23 protein-coding genes and 1 tRNA gene are annotated in these 23486 nt (G+C 67.5%); 13 read left to right on the forward strand and 11 right to left on the reverse strand.

The features are described from left to right. Window positions 1-68: 68 nt before the first annotated feature. Both RS901_RS19305 and gloB read right to left on the reverse strand, forming a co-directional pair. Window positions 69-1751: a transglycosylase SLT domain-containing protein gene (locus RS901_RS19305; RefSeq protein WP_316150533.1), complete on the reverse strand. Its 1683-nt coding sequence runs from the start codon at window positions 1749-1751 to the stop codon at window positions 69-71. Between the two features lie 142 nt (window positions 1752-1893). Further along, window positions 1894-2694: a hydroxyacylglutathione hydrolase gene (gene gloB / locus RS901_RS19310; protein WP_316150535.1), complete on the reverse strand. Its 801-nt coding sequence runs from the start codon at window positions 2692-2694 to the stop codon at window positions 1894-1896. A 12-nt stretch (window positions 2695-2706) separates the two neighbouring features. On the opposite strand from gloB, the gene RS901_RS19315 reads away from it, so the two are divergent. The 7 genes from RS901_RS19315 to RS901_RS19345 all read left to right on the forward strand — a co-directional run bounded on the left by RS901_RS19315 (window position 2707) and on the right by RS901_RS19345 (window position 7333). After that, entirely contained in the window at window positions 2707-3507 is an 801-nt protein-coding gene (locus RS901_RS19315) for a methyltransferase domain-containing protein (RefSeq protein WP_316150536.1), read from the forward strand. A gap of 71 nt (window positions 3508-3578) precedes the next feature. Then, the gene (gene rnhA / locus RS901_RS19320) at window positions 3579-4016 is read left to right on the forward strand and encodes a ribonuclease HI (protein WP_013957305.1); all 438 of its coding nucleotides are present in this window, start codon (window positions 3579-3581) and stop codon (window positions 4014-4016) included. Window positions 4017-4065: 49 nt separating this feature from the next. Continuing rightward, window positions 4066-4806, forward strand: a complete 741-nt coding sequence (gene dnaQ, locus RS901_RS19325; protein WP_316150537.1) for a DNA polymerase III subunit epsilon — start codon at window positions 4066-4068, stop codon at window positions 4804-4806. Between the two features lie 89 nt (window positions 4807-4895). Beyond that, window positions 4896-4970: transfer RNA gene (locus tag RS901_RS19330), tRNA-Val, on the forward strand. Window positions 4971-5239: 269 nt separating this feature from the next. Continuing rightward, entirely contained in the window at window positions 5240-5944 is a 705-nt protein-coding gene (locus RS901_RS19335) for a hypothetical protein (RefSeq protein WP_316150539.1), read from the forward strand. A gap of 1 nt (window position 5945) precedes the next feature. Further along, window positions 5946-6590 (forward strand): hypothetical protein, encoded by a 645-nt coding sequence (locus RS901_RS19340; protein ID WP_316150540.1) that lies wholly within the window; start codon window positions 5946-5948, stop codon window positions 6588-6590. 113 nt (window positions 6591-6703) lie between these two features. After that, a complete protein-coding gene (locus RS901_RS19345; protein ID WP_316150541.1) occupies window positions 6704-7333 on the forward strand; it encodes a hypothetical protein in 630 nt (209 codons plus the stop codon). Here RS901_RS19345 and RS901_RS19350 read toward each other — a convergent pair. After that, window positions 7330-7935 carry a cysteine hydrolase family protein gene (locus RS901_RS19350; RefSeq protein WP_316150542.1) on the reverse strand — a complete coding sequence of 202 codons (606 nt, stop codon included), beginning with the start codon at window positions 7933-7935 and terminating at the stop codon, window positions 7330-7332. The genes RS901_RS19345 and RS901_RS19350 overlap by 4 nt on opposite strands. A gap of 325 nt (window positions 7936-8260) precedes the next feature. Between RS901_RS19350 and RS901_RS19355 the strand changes: the two genes are divergently transcribed. After that, a complete protein-coding gene (locus RS901_RS19355; RefSeq protein ID WP_316150543.1) occupies window positions 8261-10258 on the forward strand; it encodes a sensor domain-containing diguanylate cyclase in 1998 nt (665 codons plus the stop codon). A 40-nt stretch (window positions 10259-10298) separates the two neighbouring features. Here RS901_RS19355 and RS901_RS19360 read toward each other — a convergent pair whose 3' ends face one another. From RS901_RS19360 to RS901_RS19385, 6 genes are all read right to left on the reverse strand, one after another. Further along, window positions 10299-12026: an ABC transporter substrate-binding protein gene (locus RS901_RS19360; RefSeq protein WP_316153599.1), complete on the reverse strand. Its 1728-nt coding sequence runs from the start codon at window positions 12024-12026 to the stop codon at window positions 10299-10301. 119 nt (window positions 12027-12145) lie between these two features. Further along, window positions 12146-12454, reverse strand: a complete 309-nt coding sequence (locus tag RS901_RS19365) for a DUF2160 domain-containing protein (RefSeq protein WP_013957313.1) — start codon at window positions 12452-12454, stop codon at window positions 12146-12148. A 39-nt stretch (window positions 12455-12493) separates the two neighbouring features. Continuing rightward, window positions 12494-13324, reverse strand: coding sequence for a carbohydrate ABC transporter permease (locus RS901_RS19370; RefSeq protein WP_316150544.1), 831 nt, complete (start codon window positions 13322-13324; stop codon window positions 12494-12496). Then, the gene (locus tag RS901_RS19375) at window positions 13317-14201 is read right to left on the reverse strand and encodes a sugar ABC transporter permease (RefSeq protein ID WP_316150545.1); all 885 of its coding nucleotides are present in this window, start codon (window positions 14199-14201) and stop codon (window positions 13317-13319) included. The genes RS901_RS19370 and RS901_RS19375 overlap by 8 nt, the downstream gene beginning before the upstream one ends. Continuing rightward, window positions 14198-15304 carry an ABC transporter ATP-binding protein gene (locus tag RS901_RS19380; protein WP_316150546.1) on the reverse strand — a complete coding sequence of 369 codons (1107 nt, stop codon included), beginning with the start codon at window positions 15302-15304 and terminating at the stop codon, window positions 14198-14200. The genes RS901_RS19375 and RS901_RS19380 overlap by 4 nt, the downstream gene beginning before the upstream one ends. Window position 15305: 1 nt before the next feature. Then, a complete protein-coding gene (locus RS901_RS19385) occupies window positions 15306-16436 on the reverse strand; it encodes an ABC transporter ATP-binding protein (protein WP_316150548.1) in 1131 nt (376 codons plus the stop codon). A gap of 158 nt (window positions 16437-16594) precedes the next feature. Between RS901_RS19385 and RS901_RS19390 the strand changes: the two genes are divergently transcribed. Next, a complete protein-coding gene (locus RS901_RS19390) occupies window positions 16595-17365 on the forward strand; it encodes a DeoR/GlpR family DNA-binding transcription regulator (protein WP_316150549.1) in 771 nt (256 codons plus the stop codon). 91 nt (window positions 17366-17456) lie between these two features. Here RS901_RS19390 and purU read toward each other — a convergent pair whose 3' ends face one another. Beyond that, window positions 17457-18323, reverse strand: coding sequence for a formyltetrahydrofolate deformylase (gene purU, locus RS901_RS19395; RefSeq protein WP_316150550.1), 867 nt, complete (start codon window positions 18321-18323; stop codon window positions 17457-17459). Between the two features lie 96 nt (window positions 18324-18419). Next, window positions 18420-19295, reverse strand: coding sequence for an NUDIX hydrolase (locus RS901_RS19400; RefSeq protein WP_316150551.1), 876 nt, complete (start codon window positions 19293-19295; stop codon window positions 18420-18422). Between the two features lie 56 nt (window positions 19296-19351). Here RS901_RS19400 and glpK point away from each other — a divergent pair, with 56 nt between their 5' ends. From glpK to RS901_RS19420, 4 genes are all read left to right on the forward strand, one after another. Continuing rightward, window positions 19352-20923 carry a glycerol kinase GlpK gene (gene glpK, locus RS901_RS19405; RefSeq protein WP_316150552.1) on the forward strand — a complete coding sequence of 524 codons (1572 nt, stop codon included), beginning with the start codon at window positions 19352-19354 and terminating at the stop codon, window positions 20921-20923. A gap of 41 nt (window positions 20924-20964) precedes the next feature. After that, on the forward strand, window positions 20965-22569 hold the full coding sequence (locus tag RS901_RS19410) for a glycerol-3-phosphate dehydrogenase/oxidase (RefSeq protein ID WP_316150553.1): 1605 nt from the start codon (window positions 20965-20967) through the stop codon (window positions 22567-22569). 78 nt (window positions 22570-22647) lie between these two features. Further along, a complete protein-coding gene (locus tag RS901_RS19415; RefSeq protein WP_316150554.1) occupies window positions 22648-23025 on the forward strand; it encodes an MliC family protein in 378 nt (125 codons plus the stop codon). Window positions 23026-23094: 69 nt separating this feature from the next. Then, complete coding sequence (locus RS901_RS19420; protein WP_114132477.1) at window positions 23095-23475, forward strand: hypothetical protein; 381 nt, start codon at window positions 23095-23097, stop codon at window positions 23473-23475. Window positions 23476-23486: the final 11 nt, after the last annotated feature.

Raw genomic sequence — 23486 nt, forward strand, 5'->3', positions numbered from 1 at the left:
AAAAGGGGCGTGCCAACGGCATCGCCCCTTCTTGCGCAGTGCGCCGGACCAGCCGGCGCCCGCATTCGTCAGCGGGCCTTGGCCCCCTTGGTGCCGGCCTTGGCCGACGCCTTGACGGTCGGCCCCGGCTTGGACTCGCGCGCCGCGCGCGCCGGCGCCGCCTTGGCTGCGGTGTGCCGCGACGAGGCCTCGACGGTGATGTGCTTGCGCGGCTCCGCCTTGCCCTTGGCCGAGGTCCGCACGATGCCGCCCTTGCCGCTTCGCTCGGCGCGCTCGGAATGCTCCGCGCGCTCGGCACGGTCAGCCTGTTCGGCCCGCGCCGCCCGCACCGCGCCGGCGCCGCGCACCGGCACCATCAGCACCAGGCTCTGCCCGGCGACCAGCTTGGTGCCGGAGAGCTTGTTCCACGACTGCACCTGCCCCGCCGAGACGCCATAGCGCCGCGCCACCGAGGCCACGGTGTCCCGCCGGCTGGCACGCACCACCACGCGGCGCGCATCCGGCAAGTCAGGCTCCATCGCCAGCATGGCGCTGTCGGCCAGGGTCGCGCTGATATCCTGGTCGTGGCGGCCCGAGCGCGGAATCATCACGGTCGAGCCGGCCTTCAGGCGCATGCCCTTCGGGATGCTGTTGATCTCGCGCAGCGTATCGGCGTCGACATTCAGCCGTGCCGCCAGCGCTTCGATGCGCTCGCGGCTGTCCACCGTCACCGCCGACCAGCTCGACAACCCGCCACGGTAGGTGTTCAGGTTGTACTGGAAGCGCTCGGCGTTATCGAACGGCAGCAGGATCTGCGGGTTGGACGCGCCCAGGATCACCGGCCGGTTGAACGACGGGTTGAGCGCCTTGAACTCCTCCACCGACATGTCCGCCAGCTTGGCCGCGAGGTTCACGTCGATATCGCGTGAGGTGGTCACCGTGACAAAGTACGGGTGGTCCGGGATCTCGGGCAGCTTGACGTTATACGCGGCCGGGTTGGCGATAATGTTCTTGACCGCCTGCAGCTTCGGCACGTAGTAGCGCGTCTCGTTGGGCATGGGCAGGCTGGCATAGTCGGTCGGCAGCCCGCGCGCCTGGTTGCGCGCGATCGCGCGCGACACCGCGCCCTCGCCCCAGTTGTACGCCGCCAGCGCCAGGTGCCAGTCGCCGAACATGTCATAAAGCCGCGCCAGGTAGTCCAGCGCGGCATCGGTCGAGGCCAGCACGTCGCGGCGCTCGTCGCGGAACATGTTCTGCTTCAGGTTGTACGACTTGCCGGTGCTCGGGATGAACTGCCACATGCCCGCTGCCTTGGCAGTGGACTGGGCCTGCGGGTTGAACGCGCTCTCGACGAACGGCAGCAGCGCAAGCTCGGTCGGCATCTTGCGCCGCTCCAGCTCTTCTACGATGTGGTACAGGTAGCGGCTTGAGCGCCCGACCATCCGCTCCATGTATTCCGGCCGCTGCGCATACCACTGGGTGCGGTCATCGACCAGCGTGCCCTCCAGGTCCTGCATGGCAAAGCCACGCCGGATGCGGTCCCAGATGTCGTTGGACGGGCCGCGCAGCCAGTCCAGGCCACCCTGGTCGACATTGATCGTGGAAGCGGAAGAAAGCGCCGATTTGTCGCTGAGCGAATTGAGCGGGTCCGGGCGCTTGGCGGTCTGGGCGGTCGCGGCGCCGTTGGCGCCATCAGGCGGCGTGGGGGTGCTGGCGCACGCTGCAAGCAGCGCGGCGCACGCGACCACCGCCAGTAATCGACCAATTTTCATTAAGTTCTCGAATCGTGACGCCAAAAGGATGCGTGATGCTAAAAAAAACCGCGTATCGCGTCAATCAGATTTTCCATATAGCCAATCTCCGGCGGGCAGCCGGAAAGCCTTGCGGCGCAAGGCCCGGCAAGCCGGGCAGCGCTCAGCGGAAATTGTCCTTCCAGCCGCGCAGCGCACCGAACGCCTGCGCATCGCCCGTGGCGGCCCCGCCTTGCGCCGCCACTGCCGCCCGTACCGCGGGCTCGCGCGAGCGCAGGAAGGGGTTGACCTCGCGCTCATGGGCGATGGTGGTCGGCAGCGTCGGCCGGTCCGCCGCGCGCAGCGCGTCAACCCGCTGCTCCCACGCCGCCAGCGCGGCATTGGCCGGCTCCACCGCCCGCGCAAAGCGCACATTGCTGCGCGTATATTCGTGCGCGCAATAGACGCGGGTATCGCCCGGCAGCGCCGCCAGCTTGTCGAGCGAGTCCAGCATCTGCGCCGGCGTGCCTTCGAACAGACGCCCGCAGCCACTGGCGAACAGGGTATCGCCGCAGAAGACCGCCGGACCCGCTTCGCCCAGGTGGCCCACATAGGCGATATGGCCGGCGGTGTGCCCGGGCACGTCCAGCACGCGCAGCGTCAGCGCCGGCGTCTCCAGCGTCACGACATCGCCTTCGCGCAGGGCCTGTGTGCGTCCGCCAATGCGTTCACCTGCCGGCCCCAGCACCGGCATCGGCGCGCCCAACGGCGTGCGCGGGTGCGCCGCCAGCAGCTCGGCCACCCCGCCCTGGTGATCGCCGTGGTGATGGGTGATTACAATAGCGCCCAGAGCCAGACCGTTTTGCGCCAGGAAGCGCTCCACCGGCGCGGCCTCGCCGGGATCGACCACGGCGGCGCTACGCCCGTCGTGGATGGCCCAGATATAGTTATCCTGGAACGCCGGGATCGGCTCAACCTTCAACATGCGCATGCTCCTATGTCCAATCGTCCCAATCATTCGATTGTAAGCTGGGAAGACTGGCTGGCCTCGCCGCCCGGTGAGTACATGCTGCGCTGGGAGGCGCAGCAGTACGACCGGACCGTGACCGACATCTTCGGCTACCACGCGGTTCAGATGGGCCTGCCCTATATCGACACCCTGCGCGAGAACCGGATGCCATTCTCGGCGCTGGCGCTGGACCCTTCCAGCGGACCACACGGGCCGCGTGCCGCACATCCCGACGCGCGCCAGCTGCTGTGCCGCTTCGACGAGCTGCCGTTCGACACCCAGAGCATCGACCTGGTCACCCTGCCCCACATCCTGGAATTCGCCGAAGACCCGCACGAAGTGCTGCGCGAGGTCTCGCGGGTGCTGATGCCCGAGGGGCGCGTGGTGGTCACCTGCTTCAACCCGATGAGCTTGTGGGGCGCGCGCCAGGGCATGAACCGGCTCGGCGCCACACCCTTCCTGCCGACGGACGCGCAGCAGATCGGCTTTGTGCGCATCAAGGACTGGCTCAAGCTGCTGGGCTTCGATATCATCCGCGGCCGCTTTGGCTGCTACTGCCCGCCCTACAGTACCGACCGCTGGCTGCAGCGCGCCGCCTTCATGGAAAAGGCCGGCGACCGCTGGTGGCCGATCTTCGGCGCGGTCTATATGATCTCGGCGATCAAGCGCGTGCGCAATATCCGCCTGGTCGGCCCGGCCTGGAAGAGCAAGCCGGCGCTGGCCCCGGTATCGTCGCCCGTGGCCACACCCACCGGCACGCACGGCAAGACCCCCGGCGAAGAGCGCTGACGCGGTCCAGCGCCCTTCTCCTGCCCCCTTCAATGCGCCACCCGCCCGGCGGGTGGCCACCATGGAATCACATGCAAGAAGTCACGATCTACTCCGACGGCGCCTGCAAGGGCAATCCCGGCCGCGGCGGCTGGGGCGCGGTGCTCATCGCCGGCACCAGCGAGAAAGAGCTGTTCGGCGGCGAGCCCAACACCACCAACAACCGCATGGAAATGACCGCCGTGATCGAAGCGCTGCGCGCGCTCAAGCGGCCCTGCGTCGTGCGTGTCTATACCGACTCGCAGTATGTCCAGAAGGGCATCAGCGAATGGCTGCCCGGCTGGAAGGCCCGCGGCTGGAAGACCGCCGACAAGAAGCCGGTCAAGAACGCCGACCTGTGGCAGGAGCTGGACACCCTGGCGCAGCCGCACCAGATCTCCTGGCACTGGGTGCGCGGCCACAACGGCCACCCCGGCAACGAACGTGCCGACGCGCTGGCCAACCGCGGCGTCGAATCGATCGGCCGCTGATCCCTTTCGCCAACAAGAAACCGCGGAGCGCCCGCGCCGCTCCGCTAGAATGCCCGCCATGCGACAAATCGTTCTCGACACCGAAACCACCGGCCTGAGTGCCGCCACCGGCGACCGCCTGATCGAAATCGGCTGCGTCGAGCTGATGAACCGCCGCCTGACGGGGCGCCACCTGCACTTCTACGTCAACCCGGAACGCGATATCGACGAAGGCGCGATCGCCGTGCACGGCATCACGGTCGAGTTCCTGGCCGACAAGCCCCGCTTTGCCGAAGTCGTCAACGACATCCGCGAGTTCGTCCAGGATGCCGAGCTGATCATCCACAACGCGCCGTTCGACCTGGGCTTCCTCGACATGGAATTCCAGCTGCTGGGCCTGCCGCCGTTCCGCCAGCATGCCGGCAATGTGATCGATACCCTGCGCGAAGCCCGCCAGATGTTCCCCGGCAAGCGCAACTCGCTCGATGCCCTGTGCGACCGCCTGGGCATCAGCAACGCCCACCGCACGCTGCACGGCGCCCTGCTGGATGCCGAGCTGCTGGCCGAGGTCTACCTGGCCATGACACGCGGCCAGAATTCGCTGGTGATCGACATGCACGACGGCACGGCAGGCGCAGGCGGCGCCGTCGCCAGCGCCGACCTGTCGCGCCTGGCCCTGCCGGTGCTGCGCGCCACCGATGAAGAACAACAGGCCCACCTCGCCCTGCTCAAGGGGTTGGACAAGGCCAGCGGCGGCAAGACCGTGTGGCAGGAGGCCCCGGAGGAAGCACCCGGAAGCCTGGCCGCCTGACAAAAAATTCAAAAAGGGCTTTACAAGATACAGCGACCTCTGCATAATCTCATTTCTCTGCTGCACGACGGCAACGACGACGCAGACAGGGGTGGTTAGCTCAGCGGTAGAGCACTGCCTTCACACGGCAGGGGTCACAGGTTCAATCCCTGTACCACCCACCAGACAAATGGCGAGCAACTGCCCAAGTTGCCAGGAAACCCAGACAGCGCAAGCTCTCTGGGTTTTTTGTTACCCGGCGTTTGCCCAGGTTTTCTACCCTCCCCGGAAAACCGGGGTTCACGACGCCAATCAAGGCAAGCTGGACTGGCATATTTGCGCCTGGCGCGCATACTTGCCCACAGGACGACGAGCCTGGCAGGCACAGTCGCCCTCGCCCCCCCCCCATCCCTATCGCCCATCCGATCATCGACGCAGCTTTCGGGAGTCCGCCATGCCCGATTCACCCAGGACGACGATCCATGCCGGCGCGACCGTGCCACCGGAGGATGCGCAGACACGGGAGCCGGTGCTGGACGTGGTCGACCGCGTCTCCGAGATGTGCTTCGGCTTGTTCATGGCGCTTACTTTTGTCGGCGCGGTGTCGAGCGGCACGGGCGGCCCGGATGCCAGCCGCACCATGATGCATGCCGCGCTGGGCTGCAACCTGGCCTGGGGCATGGTGGACGCGGTCATGTTCCTGATCCGTACGCTGGCGAGCCGCGGCCAGCGAATCTCCCTGGCGCGCGCCGTCAGGAATGCAGGCGACCAGGCCACTGCGATCAGCCTGATTCGCGATGCGCTGCCTCGCGCAACGAAGTCGCTGGTCACCGACAAGGAACTGGAAGCCATGCGGGCACGGCTCGCCGCCGCCCCGGCGCTGCCGCCCCGCCCCCGCCTGAACATGGCCGACCTGCTGGGTGCCGTGCGCATCTTCTTTATCGTTGTGCTGACCACGTTTCCGGTCGCACTGCCGTTCGTACTGCTGGACGACGTCAGACTGGCGCTACTGATCTCGCGCGGGCTAACCCTGGCCATGCTGTTCATCGCCGGGTGGGCGCTGGGCCACTATGCCGGCTTTGGCGGCTGGGTCACTGGCGCAGCCATGACGGCGCTGGGCGTCGTCATGACCATCGCCATCATCGCACTGGGCGGCTGAGATGCGAGGCGCGATCCTGCTGCTTGCCGCCGCCCTTGGCGCGGGCGCGGTCCAGGCACAGGAGCCGCCCCAGCCCGCACCGGATGCCGCCGGGCAGGCGGCCGGCTCACCCTGGACCTTCTCGGCAACAGGCTACTGGAACATGCCGCGCCAGAGCGGCGACTACCTCTCCGGCATCTTCATCGCGGAAAGGAAGCAGCTTCACCTCGAGGCAAGAAACAACTACGAGGCAGTCCATTCGCAGTCAGCCTTCATCGGTTGGACCTTCTCGGGCGGCGAAACCATCCAGTTCAAGGCGACACCCATCGCTGGCTTCGTGGGAGGCTCCACCCACGGCCTGATCGGCGGGGTCGAGGCCAGCGTGGCAGTGAGCAAGTTCGACTACTACATTGAAGCCGAATACCTGGACGCGCGCGGCGAGGATCCGGGCTATCTCTACGCCTGGAGCGAACTTGGCTTCCGCCCGGCCGAATGGCTGAGGCTGGGCCTGGTCGCGCAACGTACCCGGATCTACGGGGGAGACCGCGAACTCCAGCGAGGCGGCTTTTTCCAGGTCACGGTGCGCAGGTTCACGGCGGGCTTCTACTGGTTCAACCCGGGCTCGACGGACCAGGTCGCGATCCTTTCGCTGGGCGTGAGCTTCTAGGCCGTAGCCACGTCGCGACGCAACCTTTCCGTTGCCAGCGACAAGGCTTATCTCATTTCCGCCCACTCACTCGCCGGCTACCTTGACTGCTCCGACCCGCACCGGAGCACGACTTGCCAACCGCCTGCCTCCCCACCCCGACCGAGACAGAACCCACGCTGCCCTGGACCGGCCGCAACCCGGTCTGTGCCGGCTGGTTCGAGATGCGCCCGGCGCGCGTGCCGCGCGATGCGCGGCCGGTCTATGACGAAGACATGGATTGCATCATCGGCTACCACCGCAGCTTTGCCTCGGTGGCTTCCACCTATGACCTGACGGGCGAGATCGTGGCGCTCGATGCATGCGTGGATGCAGATGGCGCGGGGCGCGCACCGCTGCTGGTTGCCGGCACGCTGTGGCAGCCGCGTGTGCGCGGCATGACGCGCAGCGGCGCCGAGGGCGAAGGATTGGCAGCGCCTGCGACAACGCTGGCGCGGCTGCGCGGGCGCTTCATCGCACTGGCCCGGCAGCCGCTGCATTTCACGCTGGCGGCGCTGGCGGACATGCACGAGCCGGACCGGTTCGTGCCGCTGCATATCCTGCGGCTGGCGATGCGCTGCGGCACGCGGCTCGCTGCGGCAGCGGACATGACACGCTTTGTCGCACCGATCACCCGGCGAGGCGTGCCGACCGCGCTGGAATTGACGCTGCGCCCGCGCGACCACACGGTGCTGCGCGTGCGCACCTGGCCCGTCGCTGCTTAGCCGTGCCAGGCCCCTGCGTCTGCGACGACCGTGGCGAAGCGGTCATTCAGCGCGGCCAGCGTGCTGCGGTGAAGATCGGCCGCAGGTACGGCGGGGCCGCCCAGCGGGTCAGGCAGGTCGCGCGTGGCGCAGGCCGCGGCCACCACGGTGCTGCGATAACCGTGGTCGAGCGCCGAGCGCACCGTGGCGCTGACGCACATATGCGTCTGGAAGCCGGCCACGATCAGCTCCTTGCGGCCGAGCCTGGCCAGTTCGTCGGCCAGGGTGGTGCCGGCGAAGCTGTTGGGCAAGCCCTTGGTGACGGTAATCTCACCGGCCTGCGGCCCCGCCCCTTCGATGAAGGCGGCATACGGCCCGGTCGGATCGAACGCCATGCTGCCCGGCCGGCCGTGATGCGCGACATGGATTACCGGCGTACCGTGGCTGCGCGCCAGCGCCAGCAGCTGCGCGCAGGCAGCCACGGCCGCGGGCATGCCGACCAGCGGCAGGCGGCCGTCCACGTATTCGCGTTGATGGTCGATCAGGATCAGGACGGCGGCATCCCAGGCGGAAGGGGTGCGGCTGGCGCCGGCCAGGTCGAGCAGCGTAGTCGGTGTAATCATTGGCGTTTGGGCTGGAAAGAATCAAGAACGGCAATCAGGAACCGCGAGACGGGCCCGCCACATCACGGGCCATCCCGCATGCTAATGCCAAGCCGGAATCCGCACACAAGTGCGCGTGGCGATCTCGCCACCGGCCCCGCTCTTCCCTGTAGCGCGGCAGACACGTTGCGCATGCACCCGGCCACACGGTTGCAAACAGTTGCGAATTTCATCTTGACATCTGCTAATCTTGATTTCACGTCCCGGACAGGATCTCGGGTCGGCAACACGATGCGATGCGCCGGGACGGGAATACGGGTCAGTGCGCACAAGAAACAAGTCAATCATGCAGCACTCTTTGAAGTACAGGATGGCGTTCGCCACGGCGGGTGTGGTGACGCTGATCATCGTGCTGCGCGCGCTCTACGCGCAGTACTACGCCTACGACGGCCTGAAGACCCTGCAGCAGACGCAGCAGGACACGCTGGTCAAGATGGTGGCCGAGCAACTCGATGAAAAACTGCAGGGCCGGGCCGCCGTCCTGCGGCGCGTGGCACGCCAGCTCTCCCCCATGCTTTCGGCAAAGCCGGCCGAGCTGCGCCGGGCCGTGGAGGGCCTGGTGGAAATGCCCGAGGCCTTCAACGCCGTCTTCCTGGCCGCGCCCGACGGGCACCTGGTGTTCAGCACCGCCGTGCCGGATGGCGTGCGCCTGCGCGTGGACGACCGCGACTATTTCCGCGATATCCAGCAGGGCCAGGCGTTTGCGGTATCGGACCTGATCCAGGGCAAGCAGACCAATGCCCCCGGCGTGGTGCTGGCAGTGCCGCTGCACGGGCCGGCTGGCGAGCTGCGCGGCGTGGTCGGGGGCGTCCTGAACCTCGCGAACAGCAACTTCCTGCGCGAACTTGCGCACAGCCGCGTGGGCACTACCGGCAGCTTCTGCCTGGTTTCCGCCGGCGCCAATCCCCGCTATGCGATGCATCCGGACGTTGCCCGCGTGCTGAGCCCCGCACGCGCGATCGGCGAAGCCTGCGGCGCCGACCACGCCCCCGCCTTCCTGGAAGTCCTGACACCGACGCAGCCGATCGTGGCGCGCTACCTGCTGGCATCCAACGGCTGGGAGGTGGTGGCGGTCCTGCCGGCTGCCGAAGCCTACGCGCCGCTGGTTGCGGTGCGCCAACGGACCCTGGTGATCGGCGCCATCACCATGCTGCTTGCCGCCGCGATGATGTGGCTGGTCATGCGCCGGCTGCTTGAACCGCTGCAGCGGCTGCACCGCGCCGTGCGCCAGATCGGCACCAATCCGGCCGCGGTGGCGGACCTGCCCGCCGGCCGCGCCGACGAGATCGGCGAACTGGCCGTGACCTTCGCCGAGGTGGTGGCGCAGCTGTCGGAGCGCGAAGCCGCGCTGAAAGCGGCCAAGGACCGCGCCGCCGAAAGCGAGAAGCGCATCGAGGCGATCGCCAACCATGTGCCGGACTTTGTCTCGTTCATCGACATGCAGCAGCGCTACGTCTTCGTCAACCAGGCGTATGCGCAGCGGTACGGCGTGCCGGCGCAGCAGATCGTGGGGCTGTCGCTGCGCGAACTGTGGGGCACGCAGGAATACCTGGCCTGCCAGCCGTACCTGGAACAAGCCCGGGCCGGGTGGTCAGTGACCTTTGCGCGGGAAAGCGCTGACGGCACCGAATGCATGGAGATCACCTACCAGCCGGCCTGGAACGATGCCCAGGACACCGTCATTGGCCTGCACATGTTCGGGCGCAACGTCACCCATGAGCGCGAAAAACTGCGCAGCCTGGAAGCGCAGACCATCTCCGACTACCTCACCGGCCTGCTCAACCGCAAGGGTTTCGACCGGCGCCTGGCCGAATGCATGGCCCGCGCCAGCGCCGACGGGCGCTCGCTGGCGCTGCTGCTGGTGGACCTGGACGACTTCAAGGGCGTCAACGACAGTTTTGGCCATCCGGTGGGCGACCAGTTGCTGGTCGCCTTTGCGCAGCGGCTGCGCGCCTGCGTGCGCAAGGGTGACGCGGTCGCGCGCATCGGCGGCGATGAGTTTGCGGTGATCCTGGACGGCGTTGCCGACCGCCATGCCATGGCGTCCATCGCCAACACCATCGTGCAGGCCGCGCGCATGCCCCTCGTGATCGACGGTCACACGCTGGCGGCCTCGGCCAGCGTCGGCTCGGCCATCCATGACGCGCGCCACACCATGACCGCGAGCGAGTTGTTCATGCACGCCGACATGGCGCTGTACGAGGCCAAGCGGCACGGCAAGGCGCGTTATGCGGTGCAGGCGGCGGCAGAGGCCCAATCGGAAACATCGGACTTGACCACGTAAGGCATTCAACCGTCGCCGGCAGCATCAACGCCTCGGCGCCTCAGCGCACCTTCCCCTCCTTCCACGCCTGCAGCAGCTTGTCGTAGGGAATGGTCTCGCCCTTCGGCTTTTCGTCGGCCAGCTTTTTCCACGGCGCATGGTCGTTCGACAGCCACTTGCCCGGATCCCCCTTCGGGTTGAGCTTGGGCGCGCAGTTGCTCATGCCGGCGCGTTGCAGCCGCGCCATGACCTGGTCCATCTCTTCGGCCAGCGTGTCCATGGCGGCTTGCGGCGTCTTCTCGCCAGTCACCGCGGTGGCCACGTTCTTCCACCACAGCTGGGCCAGCTTCGGATAGTCGGGCACGTTGGTGCCGGTCGGCGTCCAGGCCACGCGCGCGGGGCTGCGGTAGAACTCGACCAGCCCACCGTACTTGGCCGCATTCTTGGTCAGGTACTCGTGGTGGATGTCGCTGTCGCGGATAAAGGTCAGCCCGGTCAGCGACTTCTTCAGCGAGACCGTCTTGGACGTGACGAACTGCGCGTACACCCAGGCGGCCGCCAGCTTGTTGGGGTCGGTGTTCTTGAAGAAGGTCCACGAGCCCACATCCTGGTAGCCGTTCTGCATGCCCTGCTTCCAGTACGGGCCGTACGGCGACGGCGCCATGCGCCACTTGGGCGAGCCGTCGGCACTGACCACCGGCAGCCCCTTCTTGGTCATGTCCGCGGTGAAAGCGGTGTACCAGAAGATCTGCTGCGCCACCTGGCCTTGCGCGGGGACCGGGCCGGCCTCGGAGAAGGTCATGCCCATCGCCTGCGGCGGCGCGTACTTCTTCATCCAGTCGATGTACTTGGTCAGCGCATAGACCGCCGCCGGGCTGTTGGTGGCACCGCCGCGCGACACCGAGGCGCCGACCGGCGTGCACTTGTCCTCGGCGACGCGGATGCCCCACTCGTCCACCGGCATGCCGTTGGGCAGGCCCTTGTCGGCGGTGCCGGCCATCGACAGCCAGGCGTCGGTGAAGCGCCAGCCAAGCGACGGGTCCTTCTTGCCGTAGTCCATGTGCCCATAGACCTTCTTGCCGTCGAGCTCCTTCACGTCGTTGGTGAAGAAGTTGGCGATGTCCTCATAGGCCGACCAGTTGGTCGGCACGCCCAGGTCATAGCCGTACTTGGCCTTGAACTTGTCCTGCAGGTCCTTGCGCGCGAACCAGTCGGCGCGGAACCAGTACAGGTTGGCAAACTGCTGGTCGGGCAACTGGTACAGCTTGCCGTCCGGCGCGGTGGTGAACTTGGTGCCGATAAAGTCCTTCACGTCCAGGCCGGGGTTGGTCCATTCCTTGCCGGCGCCGTTCATATAGTCGGTCAGCGGCAGGATCGAGCCATAGCGGTAGTGCGTGCCGATCAGGTCCGAGTCGGAGATCCAGCCATCGTAGATCGACTTGCCGGACTGCATCGAGGTCTGCAGCTTCTCGACCACGTCGCCTTCCTGGATCAGGTCGTGCTTGACCTGGATGCCGGTGATCTCCTCGAACGCCTTGGCCAGCGTCTTGGATTCGTACTCGTGCGTGGTGATGGTTTCAGACACCACGCTGATCTGCGTGACACCCTTGGCCTTGAGCTTGGCAGCGGCGTCGATGAACCACTTCATTTCGGCCTGCTGCTTGTCCTTGGCCAGCGACGAGGGCTGGAACTCATTGTCGATCCACTTCTTCGCTTCCGCCTCGCCTGCCCAGGCGGACCCGCAAGCCAGAGCAGCCGCGCAGGCAAGGGCTGACATCCCCAACTTCACGTGCACTTTCATTGGTGTCTCCTCAAGAATTCCCCTCCCCGGCTATGGTCCTGGTGGCGGCCCCGGGGCAGGGATAAGCCGCAAACCCTCCATCCAACCCTGATGCTTCCGATCACCGGCTAGCCCTTGCGCATGATCAGCGCCAGCACCAGCATCGATACACCGAAGCTGATCCAGACCGACGGCTCTTCGGACAGCGACAGCCACGCGGTGACCTTCTCGCCCAGTCCTACCCACGCCAGGTTGACCCAGGCGGCGCACATCAGCCCGATAAACAGCCGGTCGCCACGCGTGGTCGCGATCGGCAGGAAGCCCTTGCGCAGCACCGAAGGCGCGCGTATTTCCCAGATGGTCATGCTGATCAGCATGACCACGATGCAGCCGAAGAACACCGCTACCGGTGTGGTCCAGACCATCCAGCTCAGCATTGCGCCTCCTTGTGTTGTGATCAGGGTTGCGCCTTGCGCTTACACGCGGCCCATCGCGAAGCCCTTCGCGATGTAGTGCCGCACGAACCAGATCACGATGCCGCCGGGCACGATGGTCAGCACGCCGGCCGCGGCCAGCACCCCCCAGTCCATGCCCGAGGCCGACACCGTGCGCGTCATGGTGGCCACGATGGGCTTGGCGTTGACCGAGGTCAGCGTGCGCGCCAGCAGCAGCTCGACCCAGCTGAACATAAAGCAGAAGAACGCCGCCACGCCCACGCCGGCCTTGATCAGCGGCAGGAAGATGGTCAGGAAGAAGCGCGGGAACGAGTAGCCATCGACATACGCGGTCTCGTCGATCTCGCGCGGCACGCCCGACATGAAGCCCTCCAGGATCCACACCGCCAGCGGCACATTGAAGACCAGGTGCGCCAGCGCCACGCCCAGGTGGGTATCCATCAGCCCGATGGTGCTGTAGAGCTGGAAGAACGGCAGCAGGAACACCGCAGGCGGCGTCATGCGGTTGGTCAGCAGCCAGAAGAACACATGCTTGTCGCCGATGAACCGGTAGCGAGAAAAGGCATAGGCAGCCGGCAGCGCCACGCTGATCGAGATCACCGTGTTCATCGCCACGTAGATCATCGAATTGACGTAGCCCGAATACCACGACGGATCGGTGAAGATGGTCTTGTAATGCTGCAGCGTGAATTCCGCGGGCCACAGCGACAGCGTGGAGACGATCTCCTCGTTGGTCTTGAACGACATGTTCACCATCCAGTAGATTGGCACGATGGCGAACAGCAGGTAGACCAGCAGGAAGCCCGCGCGCCACCAGGTGGCGCGGTTGGCGGGGGTGCGCAATTCAGCCATGGGGCATGTCCTCGCTGCCGGCAGTGCCCGCGCGCTGCATCCAGTTATAGAGGATGAAGCACATGAGCAGTATGATCAGGAAATAGACGATGGAGAACGCCGCCGCCGGGCCCAGGTCGAACTGGCCCACGGCCTTCTGCGTCAGGTACTGCGACAGGAAGGTGGTAGCGTTGCCGGGGCCGCCGCCGGTCAGCACGAACGGCTCGGTATAGATCATGAAGCTGTCCATGAAGCGCAGCAGCACCGCGATCATCAGCACGCCGCGCAGCTTGGGCAGCTGGATATAGCGGAACACCGCCAGGCGCGAGGCGCCGTCGATCTGCGCGGCCTGGTAGTAGGCGTCGGGAATGGCGCGCAGGCCCGCGTAGCACAGCAGCGCCACCAGCGGCGTCCAGTGCCAGACGTCCATCACCAGCACCGTGACCCAGGCATCGAAGGCGCTGCCGGTGTAGTTGTAGTCGAAGCCCATTGTTGCCAGCGCGGCGCCCAGCAGGCCGATATCGGTGCGCCCGAAGATCTGCCAGATGGTGCCGACCACGTTCCACGGGATCAGCAGCGACAACGCGATGATCACCAGCACCGCCGATGCCTTCCAGCCCCTGGCCGGCATCGACAGCGCCAGCAGGATGCCCAGCGGGATCTCCACCAGCAACACCGCCAGCGAGAAGCCCAGCTGGCGCAGCAACGCGTCGTGCAGCTCGCCGTCACGCAGCACGGTGCGGAACCATTCGGTGCCGACAAACACGCGCCGCTCGGGCGAGATGATGTCCTGCACCGAGTAGTTGACGATGGTCATCAGTGGCAGGATGGCGGAGAACGCCACGCACGCCACCACCGGCAAGACCAGCAGCCAGGCCTTCTGGTTGACGGGCTTCATTGGACCAGTTCCTCGTTGACGTAGTAGCAGGTATGGCGGTTGAACACCGACAGCCAGGCCGTGTCGCCCGGGCGCAGATCGGCTGCCTCGATACCCAGCCGCGCGCGCAGCGTGCCGGCCAGCGCGCCCGCCTCCTGCACGCCGCCGGTCAGCAGCCAGTAAGTGCCGATGTCCTGCGCGCGCTCTACCCGCACCGGCACCGCCTGCGCGTCGCTCTCCGGCGCCAGGCGCAGATACTCGGGCCGCACGCCGATGCGGAAGCTGCCGGCCCCGCGCAACGCCGCTTCGACTGACGGCGGCAACTCGGGCATGTAGCGGCGCCCGGCCAGCTCGATCGCGCCGTCGCGCCACTGCCCGGGCAGGAGATTCATGCCCGGCGAGCCGATGAAATGCCCGACGAAGGTATGCGCGGGCCGCTCGAACAGCGCATCGGCCGGCCCCACCTGCACCGCCTTGCCGCGCGACATCACCACCACCTGGTCGGCAAAGGTCAGCGCCTCGGTCTGGTCATGCGTCACGTAGATCAGCGTCAGGCGGAACTCGTGGTGGATTTCCTTGAGCTTGCGCCGCAGCTGCCATTTGAGCTGCGGGTCGATCACCGTCAGCGGCTCGTCGAAGAGGATGGCCGACACGTCCTGGCGCACCAGCCCGCGCCCCAGCGAGATCTTCTGCTTGGCGTCCGCGGCCAGGCCGCTGGCGCGGCGATCGAGCGTGCCCGACAGGTCCAGCATCTCGGCCACACGCCCTACCCGCTCGCGCACCTGGGCTTCCGGCACGCCGCGGTTGCGCAGCGGGAAGGCCAGGTTCTCGCCGACGGTCATGGTGTCGTAGATCACCGGGAACTGGAACACCTGGGCGATATTGCGCGCCTGCGGCGTGGCAGCGGTCACGTCGCGGCCATCGAAGGCGATGGTGCCGTGCGAGGGCCGCAGCAACCCGGAAATGCAGTTCAGCAGCGTGGTCTTGCCGCAGCCGGACGGACCCAGCAGCGCATATGCGCCGCCGTCTTCGAAAGTGAATTGCAGCGGCAGCAGCGCGTAGTCCTCGTCGGTACGCGGATTTGGCACATAGGAGTGCGCCAGGTCCAGGTCGATGCGCGCCATCTCAGGCCCCTGCCCCGGCAGCCGCGGCCGCGCCGCCGGGCACGTCCGCGGCCAGCCCGCCCGGCCGGCGCGGCGCGTGGATGCGGCGCCCGTCGGCGTCGAAGAGGTAGATCTGCTCGGGCAGCAGGTGCAGCGACACCGGCTCGCCCAGCGCCAGGTCGAGCACGCCGGCGAACTGCGCCACCAGGTTGCCCACCGGGGTATCGGCGTGGACAAAGGTGTCTGAGCCTGACAGCTCGGCTAGCGCCACGCGCCCGGGCACCGCGACCGCGCCTGGCTCACCGGCCAGGCGCAATGCCGACGCGCGCACCCCCACCGTGACCGGGCCGTCGTGCCCGCCCGCGCCGGGCACCGGCACGGAGATCTCGCCGGCCAGCGTGACCCAGCCGCCCTGCAGCCTGCCCTCGACCAGGTTCATCGGCGGATCGTTGAACGCACGCGCCACGCGCAGCGAATCGGGATAGTGGAAGACCTGGGGCGTCGGGCCGTACTGCAGCAATTCACCCGCGTCCAGCACCGCGGTATGCCCGCCCAGCAGCAGCGCTTCGCCGGGCTCGGTGGTGGCATAGATCACGGTGGCGTCGCCATGCGCGAACAGCTGCGCCAGTTCCTCGCGCAGTTCTTCGCGCAGCTTGTAGTCAAGGTTGACCAGCGGCTCGTCCAGCAGCATCAGCGGCGCCTCCTTGGCCAGCGCGCGCGCCAGTGCCACGCGCTGCTGCTGGCCGCCGGAGAGCTCGGACGGATAGCGGTCCAGCAGGTGGTCGATATGCAGCCGCCCGGCCAGCTCGCGCACGCGCGCGGCAATCTCTGCGGCCGGCGCCTTGCGCCGCAGCCGCAGCGGCGAGGCGATGTTGTCGAAGACCTTGAGCGACGGGTAGTTGATGAACTGCTGGTAGACCATCGACACATTGCGCTCGCGCACCGGCATGCCGGTCACTTCGTGGCCGTCGACCAGCACGCGGCCGGCGCTGGGCCGGTCCAGCCCGGCCATCACCCGCATCAGCGACGTCTTGCCCGCCTGCGTGGCGCCCAGCAGGATGGTCACCGCGCCCGGAACCGGCGCGAGCGTCATCGGATAGAGATACGCCTGCGAACCTGCCTGCTGTGCGACGCCTTCCAAACGTAGCTGCATCCGGTCTCCATGTTCGATATGCTTCCCGCATCACAGCTTTGGCGACGATGCAGGCGCACAAATCTTGGCTTTGCGCTCGTTTTAGCAACAAAACGAACATAAAACAATAGTGCACCGCATCATTTTGTTTTCGTTTTTGTTTGAACTAGAATCCCGGCATGACCCTGAATCCCCGCCAGACGGCCCTGCTCGAAGAAGTCCGCACCCAGGGCTTTGCCTCCATCGACGAACTTGCGCGCAAGTTCGGCGTCACGCTCCAGACGGTGCGCCGCGACGTCAACCTGCTGGCCGAAAACGGCATGCTGGCGCGCTTCCATGGCGGGGTGCGGGTGGAGGGCTCCACCACCGAGAACATCGCCTACCGGCAGCGGCAGGTGCTCAACGCCGAGGGCAAGGCGCGCATCGCGCGCGCGGTGGCCGCCGCGGTGCCCGAGGGCTGCTCGCTGATCCTGAACATCGGCACCACGGTGGAAGAGATAGCGCGCGAGCTGATGCACCACCGCGGGCTGCGCGTGATCACCAACAACCTGAACGTGGCCAATATCCTTGCCGACAACCCCGATTGCGAGGTCATCGTCGCCGGCGGCGTGCTGCGCTCACGCGACCGCGGCATCGTGGGCGAGGCCACGGTGGAGTTCATCCGCCAGTTCAAGGTGGATATCGGGCTGATCGGCATCTCGGGCATCGAGACCGACGGCACGCTGCGCGACTACGACTTCCGCGAGGTCAAGGTGGCGCGGACCATCATCGAGCATTCACGCGAGGTGTGGCTGGCGGCGGACGCCAGCAAGTTCAACCGCCAGGCGATGGTGGAGCTGGCGCATGTGTCGCAGGTCGACCGGCTCTTTACCGATGAGCCGCTGGCAGCGCCGTTCGACCAGATCGTGGCCGACAGTGGGGTGAAGTGTGTGGTGGCGGAGCGGGACTGACCCGCTGGCCCGGCATCCTCGCGCCGGCGGGGATGCGGCAGCCGTGAACCGGCAGGATTCCCGCGGGCGCGGGAACCGGGGGACGGCGAGCTTACTTGAACACCACGGTCTTGTGGCCGTTCAGCAGGATACGGTGTTCGGCATGCCACTTGACCGCGCGCGCCAGTGCCACGCATTCCACGTCGCGGCCGACGGCGGTCAGTTGCTCCGGGTCCATGCTGTGGTCCACGCGCTCGATCTCCTGCTCGATGATCGGGCCTTCGTCCAGGTCGGCGGTGACGTAGTGCGCGGTCGCCCCGATCAGCTTCACGCCGCGGTCATGCGCCTGGTAGTACGGCTTGGCGCCCTTGAAGCTGGGCAGGAACGAGTGGTGGATATTGATCGCGCGGCCGGCCAGCTTGCGGCACAGGCCGTCGGACAGCACCTGCATGTAGCGCGCCAGCACCACCAGGTCGATCTTCTGCTCCTGCACCACGTCGAAGACGCGCGCTTCCTGCGCAGCCTTCTGCTCGGCCGAGGCGTTCATCAGCGGCAGGTGGAAGAACGGCACGTCGTACGACGCCGCCAGCTGGTAGAAGTCGCGGTGGTTCGAGACAATGGCCGCGATCTCGACCGGCAGGCCGCCGACCTTGGCGCGGAACAGCAGGTCATTCAGGCAGTGGCCGATCTTGGACACCATGATCATCACGCGCGGCTTGACGGCGGCGTCGTTCAGCTCCCACTGCATGCCGAACTGGTCGCCCACCGGCGCGAACGCGGCCTTCAGCGTGTCCAGGTCCGGGCCGCCGGCGGCCGGCGTGAAATGCACGCGCATGAAGAAGCGGCCGGCGTACTCGTCACCGTACTGGTCGGAATCGACGATATTGCAGCCGTGCTGGAACAGCAGGCCCGAGACGGCATGGACGATGCCCGGCTGGTCGGGGCACGAGAGGGTCAGGATGAATCCGGTGTTGCTCATGGTGTGTTGTTCTGTCGGAGTGGCGCGGCGCAAGGCCGGGAAAATCAGGTCAGCGAGGTCGGCAAGACCGGCACAGGCGGAACCCGCGGCGACGGCTCAGGCGCGCTGGTCAGGACCGAGCCAGCCGCGCCGCCCAAGGGCATCCAGCGTCACCAGTGTCGCATCGACCGTCATGGCGCCGGCCGACATGATAGCAAGCAATGCGGCCACATCGACGCACCGGTGCTCGCTGACCTCGCCATCCTGGTTGCGCGGCGTGAAGCCGGGCGGCAGCAGCAGGTCGTAGACGTAGACCTGCTCCCACTGTACGCCCTCAGGCAGGTCGCGCAGCACCTCGATCACGCCGTGGGCCTGCGCGCCCTGCGCCAGCGCTGGCGGGATGCCGGATTCTTCCTCGCATTCGCGCACCAGCGTCGACAGCGGATCGCTGCCGTGCGGCATGCCGCCGGCAACCAGGTTGTCCCACATGCCGGGGTCGACCGACTTGGCCGGGCTGCGCCGCGAAATCCACAGGGCGGGACCGCCATCGACAATGCCGTTCATGTGCGAGGCAAAGGTCAGCAGCCCGAGAAAGCGCGCCGCCGCGCGTTCCACCACGGCGAGTGCGGCCGCGTCCAGCGCGGGCGTGACCGCGAACAGTTCGTCGCGCCAGCCGCGCACGTGGCCGGCATCGGCCAGCTGGCGGGCCAGCGCCTGCAGCGCGGCGCTGCGCGCGTCGAAGTCATTGCGCCCGGGCAGCAGTTCAACCGCCGTGGTGCCATCGGCCAGGGGGTCGTCCGGGCCGAGGATGGCGCCCATGCCACGCAGGATTGCCGCATGGGCACGCGGCAGCCAGCCAACCTGCTGGCCGGCCACCATCAGGCGCAGCTTGGCGGCGGCATCGAAGCCGCTGCGCGCCGCCAGCGAGGCGGCGATCTGCGCGGCGAGGTTGCCCGCGGGGTCCGCGGGCGGCAAGGAAGACGTTTCAGCCATCAGGAATCCATGCGCCGGCCGGGCCGGCGTGCTTTGTCATTGTCAGGATTGAACGCATGAACCAGCCAGCCGCGCAGGCCCAGCGCCCTGCATCGTCCCAGCTTCCCACCGAGCCGCAATATGTGCTGGCGCTCGACCAGGGCACCAGCAGCTCGCGGGCCATCCTGTTCGACCATGCCGGCAACGTGGTGCGACTCGCGCAGCGCGAGTTCCGCCAATATTACCCACATCCCGGCCATGTCGAGCACGACCCTTACGAGATCTGGCAATCGCAGCTGGCGGTGGCGCACGCGGTGCTGGCCGATGCCGGCATCTCGGCCTCGCAGGTGCGCGCCATCGGCATCACCAACCAGCGCGAGACCACCGTGCTGTGGGACCGCAAGACCGGCGAGCCGGTCGGACGCGCGCTGGTCTGGCAGGACCGCCGCACCGCGCCCATGTGCGAGGCGCTGCAGGCCGCCGGCCACGGCGAGCTGTTCCGCGACAAGACCGGCCTGATCATCGATGCCTACTTCTCCGGCACCAAGCTGCGCTGGATGCTCGACAACATCGAAGGCGCGCGCGAACGCGCCCAGCGCGGCGAGCTGGCCTTCGGCACCGTCGACAGCTGGCTGATCTGGCAGCTGACCGACGGCGCGCGCCATGTCACCGATGTGTCAAATGCCTCGCGCACGATGCTGTTCAATATCCACAGCTTCAAGTGGGACGACGCGCTGCTGGCGCTGCTCGACATCCCGCACGCGCTGCTGCCCGAGGTGGTGGCGTCCAGCGGCGAGGTGGCGCGCACCTCGGCGCGGCTCTTCGGCATGCAGATCCCCATTGCCGGCATCGCCGGCGACCAGCAGGCCGCCACCTTCGGCCAGGCCTGCCTGTCGCCGGGCATGGCCAAGAACACCTACGGCACCGGCTGCTTCCTGCTGATGAATACCGGCTCGCAGCCGGTCACGTCGCACAACCGGCTGCTGACCACGATCGGCTGGCAGATCCGCGGGCAGACGCAATATTGCCTGGAAGGCGGCGTGTTCATGGGCGGCGCCACCATCCAGTGGCTGCGCGACGGCCTGAAGATCATCAACAGCGCGCCCGAGGTCGAGCCGCTGGCGCGCCAGTGCGACGACACCGGCGGCGTGGTGCTGGTGCCCGCCTTTGCCGGCCTGGGCGCGCCGCACTGGGACCCCTTTGCACGCGGCACGCTGGTCGGCATGACGCGCGGCACGGGCCGGCCGCAGATCGCGCGCGCGGCGCTGGAATCGATCGCGCTGCAGAGCGTCGATGTGCTGGAAGCCATGCAGAAGGACGCCGGCATCTCGCTGGCCGAGCTGCGCGTGGACGGCGGCGCCTCGCGCAGCGACCTGCTGATGCAGATGCAGGCCGACCTGCTCGGCACCCCGGTGGTCCGCCCGCGCGTGACCGAAACCACCGCGCTGGGCGCCGCCTACCTGGCGGGCCTGGCCACCGGCTACTGGAGCGATCCGGCGGAGATCGCGCAGCAATGGCAGGTGGAGCGGCGCTTTGAGCCGAACCTGTCGGCTGACGCGCGCAGCCACCGGCTGGCGCGCTGGCATCGCGCCGTCGACCGCGCGCGCGACTGGGCGCGCGAGGACCAAGCCAACGGCAGCCACGTCTGAGCGCCGGCCCACCCCGAACACACTCCCCAAAAAAAAGCGTCATGCAGAGAGTCTCCACCCCGATCCAGCCCCCCGACCGCGCCGCCCTGCTCGCCACCCTGGAGCGCGAGCCGCGCTGGGACGTGATTGTCATCGGCGGCGGCGCCACCGGCCTGGGCACCGCAGTCGACGCCGCCTCGCGCGGCTACCGTACGCTGCTGGTCGAAGCCGCGGATTTTGCCAAGGGCACCTCCAGCAAGGCCACCAAGCTGGTCCATGGCGGCGTGCGCTACCTGGCCCAGGGCAATATCAGCCTGGTGCGCGAGGCCCTGCACGAGCGTGGCCTGCTGGCGCGCAACGCGCCACACCTGGTGTGGCCACTGGGCTTCGTGGTGCCGGCCTACCAGCTGTTCGACCAGCCCTTCTACGGTATCGGCCTCAAGGTCTACGACATGCTGGCCGGCGACCTCAACCTGGCCGGCAGCCGCTGGCTGAACCACCGCGAGGTGCTGGCCGCGGCGCCCAACCTGGCCGAACACGTCGGCGGGCGTCCGCTGCGCGGCGGCAACCTGTATTTCGACGGCCAGTTCGACGATGCGCGGCTGGCGGTGGCGCTGATGCGCACGCTGTTCGACGTGGGCGGCACCGCGGTCAACTACATGCGCGTGACCGGGCTGAGCCAGCAAGGCGGCGTGATCAGCGGCGTGACCGTGCAGGATGCGCTGGGCGACGCCACCTTCCACCTGCGCGCCGACTGCGTGATCAACGCCACCGGCGTGTGGGTCGATGCGATCCGGCAGATGGAGGACGGCCGCGCGCGCGCCATGGTCGCGCCCAGCCAGGGCGTGCACCTGACGCTGCCGCGCAGCTTCCTGCCGGGCGAGCGTGCCATCCTGATCCCCAAGACCGACGACGGCCGGGTGCTGTTCGTGGTGCCCTGGAACGGCCACACCATTGTCGGCACCACCGACACACCGCGCCGCGACCTGCCGCTGGAGCCCGACGCCGGTGCCGACGACGTCGATTTCATCCTGGAAACCGCCTCGCGCTACCTGGCCAGGGATCCGACCCGTGCCGACGTCACCAGCGTCTGGGCCGGCCTGCGGCCGCTGGTGCGGGCCACCGGCGAGGCCTCTACCGCGTCGCTGTCGCGCGAGCATACGATCCTGGTGTCCAAGGCCGGGCTGATCACCGTCACCGGCGGCAAGTGGACCACTTACCGCAAGATGGCCGAAGACGTGATCGAGACCGCGATCCAGCGCCAGATGGTGCGCGCGGCCCCATGCGTGACCGCCGAGCTGCCCCTGCACGGCGCGGCGGGGCTGCCGGCCGGGCTGCCGCCGCCGGATTCCGGCTCGCCGGACCGCTACTACGGCAATGAGCTGGACCTGCTGCGCGCGCTGCCCGGATATGACCGGATGCTTGCACCGGCGTCGGGCCTGACCGAGGCGCACGTGCGCTTTGCGGCCCGGCACGAACTGGCCCGCCGGGTCGAGGACGTGCTGGCCCGCCGCAACCGCGCGCTGTTCCTGAACGCGCGTGCCGCCGTGGACGCCGCGCCGGCCGTGGCCGCGATTCTGGCCGAGGAGCTCGGCAAGAGCGAGGCCTGGCAGGCGCGTGAAATCGAGAGCTTCCGCACGCTCGCCGCCGGCTACATGCTCGGCTGACCCGGACGCCGGCGGAACCGCCGCCGGCGCCGCCCATCTCAACTGGCTGACACACCACCTATTGGCCAAGGCAAACCCATGACCACTCGCCCGATCCTGTCCTGCGCCCGCGCCGTGGCCCTGCTCGCAACCCTCGGCGCGTGCGCCGCGGCACACGCCGCCCGCGCGCCCGGCATCGAGGGCGTGCGCTTCCCGGACGTGCGCACCGTGCACTACCAGTGCGACGGCGGCAAGACGCTTTCCGTGCGCTATTTCAACAGCCCGGACAACCAGGCGGCGGTGTTCCGCATCGAAGGCAAGCCGGTGCTGGCGGTCAGCACCGTGTCGGCTTCCGGTGCGCGTTATGTCGGCGGCCGCTACGAATGGTGGACCAAGGGCGAGGAAGGCACGCTGCGCGACCTGATGCAGGCCGAAAACGCCGCGCCGGCGCTGGCCAACTGCCTCGCAAAGCCCTAAGCGCCACGTCACCGTTTGAGGTGGCGGCGTTCCGGGCGATAATGCGGAGATTGAATCAGGGAGAACACCATGGACGAGATTGAAGATCTGTCCGATCTGCCGATGCCCCGCTTTATCTGGGGCTTCGCCGTTATCGCAGGCAAAGGCGGCGAGGTCATGCACGACGAGTTCGAGTATCTGACCCACACCCGCAGCCCGCGCTTCACCTGCCGCGTAGTCGAGCTAGAAGACATGCCGGCGGAAAGCGAGGAAGACGCCATCGATGGCCGCATCGTCCATGATGACGATCCGAGCCGGATGTTCTATATCACCGATGCCGGCATGGCGCTGGTCAATTTCCAGCTGTTCGACAAGATGCCGGACAAGCAGAAATTCAAGCGCGTCTGCGACGAAGCCATCGCCAACTGGATGCTGCGCCGCGAATTCCTTGACGAAGAAGAAGAGGACTGACCCGCTCGTGA

It is taken from the genome of Cupriavidus sp. BIC8F (assembly GCF_032465815.1).
Lineage (GTDB): Bacteria > Pseudomonadota > Gammaproteobacteria > Burkholderiales > Burkholderiaceae > Cupriavidus > Cupriavidus necator.

Coding starts and splice junctions, on each gene's coding strand:
- gloB (WP_316150535.1), bottom strand. CDS start 2,694: ATGTTGAAGGTTGAGCCGATCCCGGCGTTCCAGGATAACTATATCTGG.
- RS901_RS19370 (WP_316150544.1), bottom strand. CDS start 13,324: ATGGCTGAATTGCGCACCCCCGCCAACCGCGCCACCTGGTGGCGCGCG.
- RS901_RS19390 (WP_316150549.1), top strand. CDS start 16,595: ATGACCCTGAATCCCCGCCAGACGGCCCTGCTCGAAGAAGTCCGCACC.
- glpK (WP_316150552.1), top strand. CDS start 19,352: ATGAACCAGCCAGCCGCGCAGGCCCAGCGCCCTGCATCGTCCCAGCTT.
- RS901_RS19315 (WP_316150536.1), top strand. CDS start 2,707: ATGTCCAATCGTCCCAATCATTCGATTGTAAGCTGGGAAGACTGGCTG.
- rnhA (WP_013957305.1), top strand. CDS start 3,579: ATGCAAGAAGTCACGATCTACTCCGACGGCGCCTGCAAGGGCAATCCC.
- RS901_RS19420 (WP_114132477.1), top strand. CDS start 23,095: ATGGACGAGATTGAAGATCTGTCCGATCTGCCGATGCCCCGCTTTATC.
- RS901_RS19350 (WP_316150542.1), bottom strand. CDS start 7,935: ATGATTACACCGACTACGCTGCTCGACCTGGCCGGCGCCAGCCGCACC.
- RS901_RS19305 (WP_316150533.1), bottom strand. CDS start 1,751: ATGAAAATTGGTCGATTACTGGCGGTGGTCGCGTGCGCCGCGCTGCTT.
- RS901_RS19365 (WP_013957313.1), bottom strand. CDS start 12,454: ATGCTGAGCTGGATGGTCTGGACCACACCGGTAGCGGTGTTCTTCGGC.
- RS901_RS19340 (WP_316150540.1), top strand. CDS start 5,946: ATGCGAGGCGCGATCCTGCTGCTTGCCGCCGCCCTTGGCGCGGGCGCG.
- RS901_RS19410 (WP_316150553.1), top strand. CDS start 20,965: ATGCAGAGAGTCTCCACCCCGATCCAGCCCCCCGACCGCGCCGCCCTG.
- purU (WP_316150550.1), bottom strand. CDS start 18,323: ATGAGCAACACCGGATTCATCCTGACCCTCTCGTGCCCCGACCAGCCG.
- RS901_RS19335 (WP_316150539.1), top strand. CDS start 5,240: ATGCCCGATTCACCCAGGACGACGATCCATGCCGGCGCGACCGTGCCA.
- dnaQ (WP_316150537.1), top strand. CDS start 4,066: ATGCCCGCCATGCGACAAATCGTTCTCGACACCGAAACCACCGGCCTG.
- RS901_RS19375 (WP_316150545.1), bottom strand. CDS start 14,201: ATGAAGCCCGTCAACCAGAAGGCCTGGCTGCTGGTCTTGCCGGTGGTG.
- RS901_RS19400 (WP_316150551.1), bottom strand. CDS start 19,295: ATGGCTGAAACGTCTTCCTTGCCGCCCGCGGACCCCGCGGGCAACCTC.
- RS901_RS19380 (WP_316150546.1), bottom strand. CDS start 15,304: ATGGCGCGCATCGACCTGGACCTGGCGCACTCCTATGTGCCAAATCCG.
- RS901_RS19355 (WP_316150543.1), top strand. CDS start 8,261: ATGCAGCACTCTTTGAAGTACAGGATGGCGTTCGCCACGGCGGGTGTG.
- RS901_RS19385 (WP_316150548.1), bottom strand. CDS start 16,436: ATGCAGCTACGTTTGGAAGGCGTCGCACAGCAGGCAGGTTCGCAGGCG.
- RS901_RS19415 (WP_316150554.1), top strand. CDS start 22,648: ATGACCACTCGCCCGATCCTGTCCTGCGCCCGCGCCGTGGCCCTGCTC.